The following is a 14900-nucleotide window of genomic DNA, read 5'->3' as shown; positions in this document are numbered from 1 at the left end:
TCGAAGCCCTCGCGGTGCGGGCCGAGCAGGAGGCCGGCGCGGGTCGCCGCACCCCGCTGGTCCCGTACGAGCGGCCCGAGCGCATCCCGCTGTCGCCGGCGCAGCAGCGCATGTGGTTCCTCAACCGCTTCGACCCCGAGTCGGCGGTGAACAACGTCCCGATCGGAGTGCGTTTCACCGGTGCACTCGACGTGCCCGCTCTGCGCGGGGCGGTCCGGGACCTGACCGAGCGCCACGAGGTGCTGCGCACTGTCTACCCCGACGTGGACGGCACCGGCTACCAGCAGATCCTGCCGGACTCCCCGGTGCGGCTCGAGGTCGAGCGCATCGACGCGCACGCCCTGCCGGATCGTGCCCGCGAACTCGTCACGCGCGGGTTCGACGTCACCGCCGAGGTGCCGTTCCGTGCGGTGGTCTTCGAGCTGAGCCGGACCGAGCACGTGCTGCTGTTCGTTGCCCATCACATCGCCACGGACGGGTTCTCGGTGCGTCCGCTCGCCCGCGACGTGATGGTCGCCTACGCGGCTCGCACCCGCGGTGAGCTGCCCGGCTGGGCCCCGCTCGAGATCCAGTACGCGGACTACGCCCTGTGGCAGCGCGACGTGCTCGGTTCCGAGGACGAGCCGGGATCCGTGGCCGCCGAACAGGTGCAGTTCTGGAAGCGCACGCTCGCCGGGCTGCCCGACCAGCTGGACCTGCCGTCCGATCGGGCTCGCCCCGAGCGGACCTCCGGACACGGCCGCACCAGCCGCTTCCACGTCGACGAGGCGCTGCACGAACGGCTGCAGAGCCTCGCGCACGAGAAGAACACGTCGCTGTTCATGGTCGTGCACGCGGCGCTCGCGGTGCTGCTGGCCCGGTTGTCCGCAACCGAGGACATCGCGATCGGCACCCCGGTCGCCGGCCGCGGCGAGGCCGCCCTCGACGACCTGGTCGGCATGTTCGTCAACACCCTCGTCCTGCGCACGGACGTGCAGGGCGGGCAGTCCTTCGCGGAACTGCTGAGCGCGGTGCGCGAAAGCGACCTCGACGCGTTCGCCCACGCGGACGTGCCGTTCGAACGGCTGGTGGAGATCCTCGACCCGGAGCGCTCCCAGGCCCGGCACCCGCTGTTCCAGGTGGTGCTGACCTTCCAGAACATCGGACAGGCCGAACTCGAACTCGACGGTCTCGCGCTCGAGGCCCTCGACTACGACCCGCCCACCGCGAAATTCGACCTGCAGTTCACCTTCTCGGAGCAGGTGGCCGAGGACGGTTCGGCGGCCGGCATCGCCGCCGCCGTCACCTACGCCACCGACCTGTTCGACGAGCTGCGCGTCGCCGCCTTCGCCGAGCAGCTGCTTCGGATCCTGCGGGCCGTGGCGGCGGATGCGTCGGTGGCGGTCGGTGACATCGAGATCGTCGACGAGTTCGAACGCGAACTCGTGGTCTCCCGGTGGAATTCGCTCGGCGACGACGTCGCCCCGGCGGATGTGACGTTGGTGGACATGTTCGAGGCGCGCGTGAGCGCTGCGCCCGGCGACATCGCGGTGCGGTTCGGCGACGAGGCGCTGACCTACGCGGAGTTCGCGTCCCGGGCGCGGCGACTGGCTCGCCATCTGATCTCGGTGGGCGTGGGTCCCGAGTCGCTCGTGGCGGTCGCGCTGCCGCGGTCGCTGGATCTGGTGGTCGCCCTCGTCGCGGTGCTCGAGGCCGGCGGCGGGTATCTGCCGGTGGACCCGAACTACCCGTCCGACCGGATCGAGTTCATGCTTACCGACGCCGCGCCGGCCGCGGTGCTCACCGCCTCCGGCACCGGGATCGAGGTGCCCACCGCGGTGCCGGTGGTCGAGCTCGACACCGTCGATCTGTCGGGGGTGGACGACGCGCCGATCCGCGACGAGGAGCGCAACGCGCCGCTCGACGCCGCGAACCTCGCGTACGTCATCTACACCTCCGGGTCCACGGGCCGGCCCAAGGGCGTGCTGATCCCGCACCGGAACGTGGTGCGGCTGATGGTGAACACCGAGTCGGTCTACGGGTTCGGCCCGTCGGATGTGTGGACGATGTTCCACTCGTACGCGTTCGACTTCTCGGTGTGGGAACTGTGGGGCCCCCTGCTGTACGGCGGCACCCTGGTGGTCGTGGACTGGTTCACCTCGCGCTCGCCGGAGGCGTTCCGCGAGTTGCTCGTGCGCGAACGGGTGACGGTGCTCAATCAGACGCCGTCGGCGTTCTACCAGCTCGCCGAGGCCGACCGCACGGCCGGTGGCACGGAGGGCGACCTCGCCCTGCGGTACGTGATCTTCGGCGGTGAGGCACTCGAGCCGCGCCGGCTGGAGGGCTGGTTCACCCGGCACGGGGACACCGCGCCACGGCTGGTGAACATGTACGGCATCACCGAGACCACGGTGCACGTGTCGTACCGGGAGATCGGTGCGGACCTGGCCGAGACCGGTTCCGCGAGCATCGTGGGCGTGCCGATCGCGGGCCTGCGGGTCTACGTCCTCGACACCCGCCTCAACCCCGTTCCCGTGGGCGTGGCCGGTGAGATGTACGTCGGCGGCGGTCAGCTGGCCCGCGGATACCTGGGCCGCCCGGACCTGTCCGCGGCCCGGTTCGTGGCCGACCCGTTCTCCGCCGACGGTGGATTGCTGTACCGCACCGGCGATGTCGCCCGCTGGGCGGTCTCGGGGGATCTCGAGTACCTCGGCCGCGCGGACGACCAGGTCAAGATCCGTGGCTTCCGGATCGAGCTCGGCGAGGTCGAATCGGCCGTGCTGGCCCAGCGGCCGGTCGGGCAGGCCGCGGTGATCGTGCGCGAGGACGCCCCCGGCGCGGCGCGCATCGTCGCGTACGTGGTGCCCGCCGACGGCGCGACCGTCGACGTCGAGGAACTGCGCGCCGGGGTGGGCGCGCTGGTACCGGAGTACATGGTGCCGTCGGCGTTCGTGGTGATCGACGCGATCCCGCTGACCGTGAACGGCAAGCTCGACCGGCGGGCACTGCCGGAACCGGTGTTCGAGACCCGGGTCTTCCGGGCGCCGTCGACGCCGGTCGAGGAGATCGTCGCGGGCACGTTCGCCGAGGTGCTCGGTGTGGAGCGGGTGGGCGCCGACGACGACTTCTTCGAGCTCGGCGGCAACTCGCTGATCGCGACGCAGGTCGTCGCGCGCCTCGGGGTGGCGCTCGACACGCAGGTCCCGGTGCGGACGTTGTTCGAGGCCTCGACCGTCGTCGCGCTCGCGGCGCGGGTCGAGCAGGACGCCACCGGCGGCGGACGGGTGCCGCTGACCGCGCGCACGCGTCCCGAACGCATCCCGCTGTCGCCGGCGCAGCAGCGCATGTGGTTCCTCAACCGCTTCGACCCCGAGTCGACGGCGTACAACATCCCGATGGCTCTGCGGCTGACCGGCGACCTCGACGTCGACGCGCTGCGCGCCGCCGTCGCCGACCTGGTGGCCCGCCACGAGACGCTGCGGACCGTGTACCCGGAGACGAATTCCGGTCCGGTGCAGGACATCCGGCCCGCCACCGCGGTCCCGGTCGACCTCGACCCGATCGACGTCCCGGCGGCCGAGCTGGAATCGCGCCTGCGCGAACTCGCCTCGACCGGTTTCGACGTCACCCGCGAGATCCCGCTGCGGATCGCGCTGCTGCGTCTCGCACCCGCCGAGTACGTCCTCGTCACCGTGGTGCACCACATCGCCGCGGACGGCTCGTCGATGGTGCCGATGGTGCGCGATGTGATGACCGCGTACGCCGCCCGGTCCGCAGGCACCGAGCCGGCGTGGGCGCCGCTCGAGCTCCAGTACGCGGACTACGCGCTGTGGCAACGGGAACTGCTCGGATCCGAGGACGATCCCGAGTCGCTCGCCGCCCGGCAGCTCGACCACTGGCGGACCGCGCTGGCCGATCTGCCGGACCAGCTGGACCTGCCCACGGACCGCCCGCGGCCCGCGCAGCAGTCGTTCCGCGGCGACCGGGTCGAGTTCGTCGTGGACGCAGAGGTGCACGCCGCGTTGCGCGACCTCGCGCGCGCCCGCAACGCGACCGTGTTCATGGCGATGCATGCCGCGTTCGCGGCGCTGCTCGCCCGCCTGTCCGGATCCGACGACATCGCGGTGGGCACACCCATCGCGGGTCGCGGCGAGGCCGCCGTGGAGAACCTGATCGGCATGTTCGTCAACACGCTGGTCTTCCGGCTCTCCGTCGACGGCCACCGCTCGTTCGACGAACTGCTCGGGGCGGCACGGGAAACCGACCTGCAGGCGTTCGCCCACGCGGACGTGCCGTTCGAGCGGCTCGTGGAGGTGCTCAACCCGGCCCGCTCCACCGCGCGGCACCCGTTGTTCCAGGTGGGCTTCTCGTTCCAGAACCAGCAGCGCACGGAACTGGAACTGGCCGGTCTGACCGTCGCTCCGATCGACCTCGAGGGCGGCACGTCGCAGTTCGACCTGCACCTGATCGTCAGCGACCGATACGACGAGCAGGGTTCCCCGGCCGGCATGGACGCGATCCTGACCTTCGCCACCGACCTGTTCGACGAGTCCACCGCCCGTGCTGTGGCCGAGCGTTTCCAGCAGTTGCTCCGGGCCCTCGTGCAGGCGCCGGACGTGCCGCTGGGCGATCACCCGGTGCTGCTCGCGCGCGAAGAGCACGACGTCCTGGCGGCATGGAACGACACCGCCCACGAGACCGACACGGCCGCAACGCTCGTCGACCTGTTCGACGAGCAGGTGCGCCGGGACCCCGGCGCGGTCGCACTGGTGTACGAGGGCACCGCCGTCACGTACGGCGAGTTCGACGCCCGCGTCAACCGTTTCGCCCGGCACCTGATCGCTCAGGGTGTGGGGCCGGAGGACCGGGTCGCGCTGATCGTGCGGCGCTCGCCGGAACTCGTCGTCGGCATGTACGCGATCGCCAAGGCCGGCGGTGCGTACGTGCCCCTCGACCCGGACCAGCCGGCCGAGCGCAACGCCTACATCCTCGGCACCGCGGCGCCCACGTGCGTGGTCACGGTCGCGGCGGATCGGATCGACGTGCCCGGCGTGCCGGTCGTCGAACTCGACCGCGTGGACCTCTCCGGTCTGCCGGACGCGCCGGTGACCGCGGCCGAACGTCGCGCGCCGCTGCGTGCGGCGAACACCGCGTACGTGATCTTCACGTCCGGATCGACCGGCCGGCCCAAGGGTGTGGCGGTTCCGCACGCCGCCGTGGTCAACCAGATGCTCTGGAAGCGGGACGCGTTCGATCTCGGACCGGACGACGCGGTGCTGCTCAAGACCGTCGCCACGTTCGACCTGTCGGTGTGGGAGTTCTGGTCGGCACTCACCTCCGGTTCGCGTCTGGTGATCGCGACCGCCGACGGGCATCGCGATCCCGACTACCTGCTGCGGTTGCTGCGCGACGAGCGCGTCACCACGCTGCACGCGGTGCCGTCGATGCTGTCGATGCTCACGACCGCCGCGGGTGGGGAGATCGCGCCGTCGCTGCGGCGTGTGCTCGCCATCGGCGAGGCCCTGCCGGCGGTCACCGCGCAGCAGTTCCGCGCGGACAACGAGGCGGCCCTGTTCAACCTGTACGGGCCGACCGAGGCCGCCGTGTCCGTCACCGTGCACGAGACGAGCGATGCCGACACCGCGGTCGTGCCGATCGGCGTGCCCGAGTGGAACAGCCGCGTATACGTGCTCGACGCGCGCCTGCGTCCGGTGCCGATCGGGGTCGCCGGCGAGCTGTACCTGGCGGGCGCGCAGCTGGCGCGCGGCTACCACGGCCGTCCCGACCTGACCGCCGACCGGTTCGTCGCCGACCCGTTCGGCGGGGGCCGGATGTACCGCACCGGCGACATCGTGCACTGGAACCGCGCCGGCGAACTGGTCTACCGCGACCGCGCCGACTTCCAGGTCAAGGTGCGCGGCTACCGCATCGAACTCGGGGAGATCGAGTCGGTGCTGCGCGCCCGCGACGAGGTGCGCGACGTCGCCGTCCTCGTCCGCACCGACCCGCACGTCGGCGACCGGCTGGTGGCGTACGTGGTCCCGGCCGACGGATCCGACACCGGATCCGACACTGCCGGATCCCTCACTGCCGGATCCGTCACTGCCGGATTCGATGCGGCCGCGACGAAGACCGCACTGGCGCAGGCGCTTCCGTCGTACATGGTGCCGTCGGCGTTCGTCGTCCTCGAGGCGCTGCCGCTGAACACCAACGGCAAGCTCGACCGCCGGGCGCTGCCCGAACCGGAGTTCGAGGCCGGGCAGTTCCGGGCCCCCACCACCCCGGTGGAGGAGATCGTCGCCCGCATCCTCGCCGAGGTCCTGGGCATCGAACGCGCCGGCCTCGACGACGACTTCTTCGAACTCGGCGGCAACTCCCTGCTCGCGACGCAGCTGGCCTCTCGGCTCGGTGTCGCACTCGACACCCGGGTGTCGGTGCGGACCGTGTTCGAGGCGTCGACCGTCGCGGCGCTGGCCGGCCGGATCCAGCCGTCCGTCGGCCGCGGTGCCCGGCCTCCGCTGGTACCACAGCCGCGGCCCGAGCGGATTCCGCTGTCGCTCGCGCAGCAACGGATGTGGACCCTCAACCAGGTCGATCCCGGATCCGGGGTCTACAACATCCCCGTCGCGGTGCGGCTGAGCGGCTCCCTCGACACCGAGGCCCTGCGCTCCGCGGTCGCCGACGTGATCGCCCGGCACGAGGTGCTGCGCACGGTGTACCCGGACACGGAGGACGGCCCGGTCCAGGTGGTGCTCCCGACGTCGCAGGCACTGCCGGACCTGGTCCCGGTGCCCGTCGCCGAGAGCGAGATCGTCGACCGGCTCACCGACGTCCTCGGTGCGGGCTTCGACGTGACGGCCCAGACCCCGCCGGTGCGGGCGCGGCTGTTCCGCGTCGCCGACGACGAGCACGTGCTCGCCCTGGTGGCGCACCACATCAGCGCCGACGGCTACTCGATGCGGCCGCTCGTACGCGACGTGATGGTCGCCTACGCCGCCCGCGCCGAGGCGCAGGTGCCCGGATGGGCGGAGCTGCCGGTTCAGTACGCCGACTACACGCTGTGGCAGCAGCAGGTGCTCGGCAGCCCGGACGACCCCGACAGCGAGCTGTCCCGCCAGCTCGGGTACTGGACCGACGAACTGACCGGCAGTCCCGAGCTGCTCGCGCTGCCGACGGATCGGCCGCGGCCGGCGCGGCAGTCCACCGAGGGCGACTCGGTGACGTTCACCATCGGGGAGGCGCTCGCGCAGCGCATCGAGAAGACCGCCCGCGAACACAACGCGACGGTGTTCATGGTCGTGCACGCCGCCCTCGCGGTGCTCCTGTCGCGCCTGGCGTCCACCGAGGACGTCGCGGTCGGAACTCCGACCGCCGGTCGCGCCGAGGAAGTGCTCGACGACCTGGTGGGCATGTTCGTCAACACGCTGGTGCTGCGCACCCGCGTGGCCGGCGGGGGCACCTTCGCCGACCTCCTCGCCCAGGCGAAGGAGAAGGACCTGGCGGCGTTCGGCAACGCCGACGTGCCGTTCGAGCGGCTCGTCGACGCCGTCGGCCGCCGGCGGTCGAGCTCGTACACGCCGCTGTTCCAGGTGATGCTCACGTTCCAGAACATCGAGACCGGCACGCTGGAACTGCCGGGACTGGCGGTCACCCCGCTCGAGGCCGGCGCCCACCAGGCGAAGTTCGACCTGCAGTGCACCTTCGTCGAGCAGTTCGCGCCCGGCGGCGGCCTCGGCGGTCTCGAGGTGATCTTCACCTACGCGACCGCGCTGTTCGACCGGGAGACGGTCGAGCTGTTCGCCGAACGGTTCACCCGCATCCTCGATGCGGTGACGTCGGATCCCCAGATCCGGCTGCGTGCGATCGACATCCTCACCGAGGCCGAACGGGCCCGGCTGGCCGCGCCGCGCAAGCCGCGGACCGTGGCGGACCTGCCGGACCTGGTCGCCGCCGCCGCCGAGACCGCTCCCGACGCGGTGGCGCTCAGCCACGAGGGCCGGGACGTCACCTTCGGGGAGTTCGCGCAGAAACTGGCCGCGACGGCCACGGCGACGGGCGGGGCACTGACGGCGGAGGCGCTCGTGCCTGTGGTGTTGAACACCCTCATCCCCGGTGTCCTGCCCGCGCTGGGCGCCGACGGGTTCGCCGAACTGGTCCGATCCGTGCTCACCACGGCCGCCGAGATCACCGGTGGGGGGCTCTGACCTGGGCGCTTCGTTTGCTGTCGGTCCGACCGGGATAATCGAACATCGACTGTCGTCCGACCCCGTGGGTACCCGGGTGCCCACGAGGTCGGACGGAGCGCGCAAGACAGTGCGCGACACGCAGAGGTATCGGAGGATGAAGTAGATGGCTGAAGGCACGTCGGGCAAGCAGGCGCTGACGATCGCAGACCTGCCCCGGTTGCTGGCCGGAGTCGTGGACCGCGAGCCCGACCGCGTCGCCCTCGCCCACGGTGACACGCAGCTGACCTACAGCCGGCTCCAGCAGGAGATCGCCACCCTCGACGCCGCGATGGGGGGAGTGCTCGGGATCGAGGCGCTGGTCCCGGTCGTGCTGTCCAACCTCGCGCCCGAGCTCCTCGCCGACGGTGGTCTGCCCACCGTGCTCGACGGCCTCCTGACCGATGCCGCCTCCGTCCTCGGTGACGCCGCCGTGGCGCCCGCCGGACCCGACCTCGACACCCTCGTGGGCCGCTTCGACGCGCAGGTCGAGGCGACCCCGGACGCCGTCGCCCTCGAGTTCGACGGCGAGACCCTGACCTACGCGGAGTTCGACGCCCGCGTCAACCGGCTCGCGCGGCACCTGATCGGGCTCGGCGTGGGCCCGGACACCCGTGTCGGCCTGTCGATACGACGATCCTTCGACCTGCTCGTCGGCATGTACGCAGTCGTCAAGGCCGGCGGCGCCTACGTGCCGCTGGATCCGGACCACCCCGCGGACCGCATCGCCTACGTCCTCGACATCGCCGAACCGGTCGCCGTGGTCACCACCGCCCGCGACGAGGTGGACCTGCCGGCCTCGGTACCCGTGGTCCTCGTCGACACCCTCGACCTCGCGGCCGTGCCCGCGGACCCGGTGCGCGACGACGAACGGCTCGGCGCCCTGACCGCCGACAGTCTCGCGTACGTCATCTTCACCTCGGGCTCCACCGGCCGCCCGAAGGGCGTCGCGGTCGAGCACCGGGCCATCGTCGCGAACATCGCCTGGCGACAGGCCGAGTACGGGCTGCGCGGCGACGACGTCGTGCTGCAGAAGACCCCCTTCACGTTCGACGTGTCGGTGTGGGAGTTCTTCTGGCCGCTGCAGGTGGGGGCGCGACTGTCGATTGCGCTGCCCGACGGTCACCGCGACCCCGCCTACCTGGCGCAGACCATGATCGAGCGCCGGGTCACCGTCGCCCACTTCGTCCCCTCCATGCTCGCGGTATACCTCGCCGAGCCGACCGCCGCGGCCGTCACCTCGCTGCGGTACGTCTTCGCCTCGGGTGAGGCGCTGCCCGCGCAGACCGTCGCCCGGTTCCACGCGATCTCCACGGCCGGGCTGCACAACCTGTACGGCCCGACCGAGGCCGCGGTCGACGTCACCTACTACGAGACCCACGGTGACGACACCGTCGTCCCGATCGGTGCGGCGGTGGCCGACACCGATCTCTACGTGCTCGACGAGGGTTTGCGGCCCGTTCCGCAGGGAGTCGAGGGAGAGCTGTACCTCGCGGGCATCCAGCTCGCGCGGGGCTACCTGCGCCGGCCCGACCTGACGGCGGACCGCTTCGTCGCCGATCCGTACGGTGCGCCGGGCGATCGCATGTACCGCACCGGTGACCTGGTCAAGTGGAACACCGACGGGCTGATCGAGTACGTCGGGCGCACCGACTTCCAGGTCAAGCTGCGCGGCCTGCGCATCGAGCTCGGGGAGATCGAATCCGCCCTGCTCGACCATCCCGGGGTCCGGCAGGCGGTCGTCGTCGTGCACTCCGACGAGACGCTCGGCGACCACCTCGTCGGCTACCTCGTCACCGACGGTGAACCGATCGACCGCACCGAGCTGGCTGCGGCCGTGCGCCGGCGGTTGCCCGACTACATGGTGCCGTCGCTGTTCGTGGAAATGACGGAATTTCCCCTCAACGCGTCGGGCAAGCTCGACCGCGGAGCGCTGCCCGAGCCCGACTTCAGCGTTCTGGCAACCGAATACCGCGCACCGAGCACCCCCACCGAGGAAACGGTCGTCGCCGCGTTCGAGAGTGTGCTCGGTGTCGAGCGGCTCGGCGTCGACGACGACTTCTTCGCTCTGGGCGGCAATTCGCTGAGCGCCACGCGCGTGGTGGCCCGGATCAACGCCGATCACAAGGTCCGCATCGACGTACGGGAGTTCTTCGACGCCCCTACCGCCGCGCAGCTCGCCACACTCGTCGACGCGGCGATGGCGGCCGGCGACTCCCACCGGCCCCCGCTGGTGCCGCAGGTGCGGCCGGAGCAGGTTCCGTTGTCGCTGGCGCAGCGGCGGATGTGGTTCCTCAACCGCCTCGACCCCGGGTCGGCGGTCAACAACATCACGGTCGTCCTGAGGCTGTCGGGGACGCTCGACGTCGACGCGCTCGGCGCGGCCGTGGCGGACGTGGTGGCCCGGCACGAGGTGCTGCGCACCGTCTACCCCGAGACGGAGGGGGTCGGCTACCAGCAGGTGCTGCCCGCCTCGGAGGTGAAGCCGACGCTCACGCCGTCGACGGTGAGCGAGCCCGAGATCGTGCCGACGGTCGCGAAGATCGTCTCGGCCGGTTTCGACGTCACGACCGAGGTGCCCGTTCGCGTCCGTCTGCTGCAGGTGTCCGACACCGAGCACGTGCTGGTGCTCGTGGTGCACCACATCGCCGCGGACGGATTCTCGATGGGTCCGCTCACGCGGGACGTCATGGTCGCCTACGACGCCCGGACTCGGCACGAGGCACCCGCGTGGGAGCCGTTGACCGTCCAGTACGCCGACTACGCCATCTGGCAGCGGCAGGCCCTCGGCTCGGAGGACGACCCGCAGTCGGTCGTCGCCCAGCAGATCGAGTACTGGACACGTCGTCTCGACGGCGTACCCGAGCGACTGGACCTGCCGACCGCTCGGCCGCGACCGGCGGTCGCCGGCAACCGTGCCGCCGTGCACGCCTTCACCGTCGACGAATCGGTGCACCGGGGTCTCGTCCGGCTGGCGCACGAGACCCGGACGACACCGTTCATGGTGGTGCACGCCGCCCTGGCGGCGGTCCTCAGCCGCCTGTCGGGTTCGGCGGACGTCACCATCGGCACTCCGATCGCCGGTCGCGGTGAGCAGGAACTCGACGACCTGATCGGCATGTTCGTCAACACCCTGGTGCTGCGCACCGAGGTCGAGACGGGTGAGCCCTTCACCCGGTTGCTGGCGCGCGTGCGCGAGTCCGACCTCGCCGCCTTCGGGCACGCGGACGTCCCGTTCGAACGGCTCGTCGAGGTACTCGATCCGGTCCGGTCGCAGTCCCATCACCCGCTGTTCCAGGTGATGCTCGCCTTCCAGAACCTCGAGCAGACCAGCCTCGAACTGGGTGAGCTCGCGATCAGTCCCGTGACCGCGAACCGCGAACAGTCCCAGTACGACCTGTCGTTCATCTTCGTCGAAACCGTGGACGGGAACGGCGAACCCGGTGGTCTCGCCTGCGACCTCCTCTACGCCGCCGACCTGTTCGACGAGCCGACCGTCGCGACCTTCGTGCGCCGGTTGCTCCGGATGCTCGAGACCGTCGCCACCGACCCGGCACGGGCCGTCGGCGACATGGACCTCCTCGCGGTACCGGAGCGACAGGCACTGACGTCCGTGCACGGTGCCGCCGCCGAGCCCGGCGGCACCCTCGCCGACATCCTCGCCCTCGCCGCGCGTCGCGACCCGGCCGCCGTGGCCCTGCGGTTCGACGGCCGGTCGGTGTCGTACGGGGATCTGGACGCGACGTCGTCGCGTCTGGCCCGGATCCTGATCTCCCGTGGTGTGGGACCGGAAGACCGCGTGGCCGTGGCGGTGCCCCGGTCGGTCGAGTCGGTCACGGCGTTGTGGGCGGTGGTCAAGGCCGGTGCCGCGTTCGTCCCCGTGGACCCGACGTACCCGACCGAGCGGATCGCCTACATGCTCTCCGATTCCGGCGCGGTGCTCGGGCTCGCCACAGCCGAAACCGCCGGTGCGCTACCGGATTCCGTTCCGTGGCTCGTACTCGAGGAAGCGGTCGGGGCCGGCGCGGGACTGCCGGCGGGACCGCTGGCCGACGCCGAACGCGTGCGCTCCCTGCGCCCGGCCCACCCGGCGTACGTCATCTACACCTCCGGCACGACGGGCACGCCGAAGGGCGTCGTGGTCGCGCATGCCGGTGTGGTGAACTTCTGCGCCGAACAGGTGGAGCGGTACGCGGTCACCGCCGACTCCCGCACGTTGCACTTCGCGTCGCCGAGCTTCGACGCCTCGGTGCTCGAACTGCTGCTGGCGTTCGGTGCGGGCGCGACGATGGTCGTCGCGCCGACCTCGGTGTACGGCGGCGCCGAGCTCGCCGGCCTGCTGGCCGCGGAGGCGGTCACCCACGCCTTCGTGACCCCCGCGGCCCTCGGGTCGGTGGATCCCGCGGGCCTCGACTGCATCCGCGTGGTGATCACGGGTGGCGAGGCGTGCTCTCCGGGCCTGGTGGCGCGCTGGGCGACGATCCTGCCCGACGGGTCGCGCCGCGCGTTCTTCAACGCCTACGGCCCCACCGAGTCGACGGTGGCCTCGAACATCAGTGAAGCCCTGCTACCCGGCGAACCGGTGGTGATGGGCGGCCCCGTCCGCGGCATGCGGGTGCTCGTTCTCGACGACCGGCTGCAGCCGGTGCCCGTCGGTGTCCCGGGCGAGCTGTACCTGGCGGGAATCCAGGTGGCTCGCGGGTATCTGGGCCGGGCCGGGCTGACGGCCGAGCGGTTCGTGGCCGATCCGTACGCCACCGACGGTAGCCGGATGTACCGAACCGGTGACGTGGTGCGGTGGTCCGGTTCTCCCGGCGACGAGACGGCCGGGGTGGTCGAGTACGTCGGCCGGGCCGACGACCAGGTGAAGATCCGCGGTTTCCGGATCGAACTCGGTGAGATCGAAGCGGCGCTCGCGCGGTGCGCCGGCGTCGCCCAGGCGGTCGCGACGGTGCGCCGGGACGGGCAGCGGGGTGAGCAGCTCGTCGGCTACGTCGTTCCCGAGCCGGGCATCGAACTCGACGGCGCCGCCGTGAAGGACTCCGTGGCCCAGTTCCTGACGAGCTACATGGTGCCGCACGCGGTCGTGGTCCTGGACTCGATCCCGCTGACGCCCGGCGGCAAGCTCGACCGGCGTGCACTGCCGGAACCGGAGCAGGAAGCCCGGGTCTTCCGGGCACCGACCACCCCGGTCGAGGAGATCGTCGCCCGGGTCTTCGCCGACGTCCTCGGCGTGGAACGGGTCGGTCTGGACGACGACTTCTTCGAACTGGGTGGCAACTCGCTCGTCGCCACGCAGGTGATCTCCCGGCTCGCCGCGGCGCTCGGCACGGCGGTTCCGGTGCGGACACTGTTCGAGGCCTCGGCGGTCGCTCCCCTCGCCGCCCGCCTCGAGCAGGCCGACTCCGCCGGCACCCGGGTGCCGTTGGTGGCGCGCCCGCGACCCGAGCGGGTTCCGCTCTCCTTGGCGCAGCGCCGCATGTGGTTCCTGAACCGATTCGAACCGGACTCCGCGGTGAACAACATTCCGCTGGCGATCCGGTTGTCCGGGTTGCTGGATCGGCACGCACTGCAGGTGGCGGTCGCCGATGTGCTCGCGCGGCACGAATCCCTGCGGACGGTGTATCCGGACGCGGATGGTGTGGCGTACCAGCAGGTGTTGCCGACCTCGCGGGTGATTCCGGATCTGTCGCCGATCCCGGCCTCGGAGGACGAGCTGCTCGCCGAGGTCCTGACGATGGCCTCGGCGGGGTTCGACGTGTCGACGCAGGTGCCGTTCCGGGCGCGGCTGTTCGAGGTGTCCGCAACCGAGCATGTTCTCGTCCTCGTCGTGCACCACATCGCGGCCGACGGCTTCTCCATGGGGCCGCTCACCCGTGACGTGGTGGTGGCGTACTCGGCACGGGCCACCGGTGGCGAACCGGAGTGGGAGCCACTGCCGGTGCAGTACGCCGACTACGCGTTGTGGCAGCGGGAGATACTCGGCTCGGAGGACGACCCGGATTCGGTGATCGCGAGTCAGGAGGCGTACTGGAGCGGCGCGCTCGCCGGGCTGCCCGACCAGCTCGACCTGCCGTCGGACCGTCCCCGGCCGGCGTCTGCCTCCAACGCGGGTGCGGTGCACGAGTTCTCGCTCGGGCCGGACCTCCATGCCGCAATCGGGCGGGTCGCACGGGAGCGCAACGTCACCCCGTTCATGGTGGTGCACGCGGCACTGTCGGTGCTGCTGGCGCGGTTGTCGGGGACCGACGACATCGCCGTCGGCACCCCGGTGGCCGGTCGCGGCGAGCAGGAACTCGACGACCTCGTCGGGATGTTCGTCAACACCCTGGTGCTGCGGACCCGGGTCGAGGGCGGGGAGTCCTTCGAGGACCTGCTCGCGCGGGTACGCGGCACGGACCTCGACGCGTTCGCGCACGCGGACGTGCCGTTCGAGCGGCTGGTGGAGGTGCTCAATCCCGCCCGGTCGACGGCGCGGCATCCGCTGTTCCAGGTCATGCTGTCCTTCCAGAACCAGGCGATGGGAGCCCTCGAGCTTCCGGGCCTGACGGTCTCGGGCCTCGACTTCGACGCCGCGACCGCACGGTTCGACCTGCAGTTCTCCCTCGCCGAAACGACCGCCGAGACAGCCGATTCCGCCGGGTACGCCGTCGGGATCACCTATGCGACGGATCTGTTCGATGCGTCGACGGTGGCGGG

The 14900-nt window shown here is 71.4% G+C and carries 2 protein-coding genes; both read left to right on the top strand.

Annotated elements, in window-relative coordinates:
• The coding region (locus QYS60_RS25590; RefSeq protein ID WP_371384637.1) for an amino acid adenylation domain-containing protein at nucleotides 1-8183 on the top strand (8183 nt) is incomplete at its 5' end.
• 145 nt (nucleotides 8184-8328) lie between these two features.
• On the top strand, nucleotides 8329-14900 hold a 6572-nt coding region (locus QYS60_RS25585), incomplete at its 3' end, for an amino acid adenylation domain-containing protein (RefSeq protein ID WP_371384636.1).

It is taken from the genome of Rhodococcus sp. GXMU-t2271, assembly GCF_041414735.1.
GTDB lineage: Bacteria > Actinomycetota > Actinomycetes > Mycobacteriales > Mycobacteriaceae > Rhodococcus > Rhodococcus indonesiensis.
Note: the sequence above shows the minus strand (reverse complement) of the source record. Positions and strands in the feature narration are given on the sequence as shown.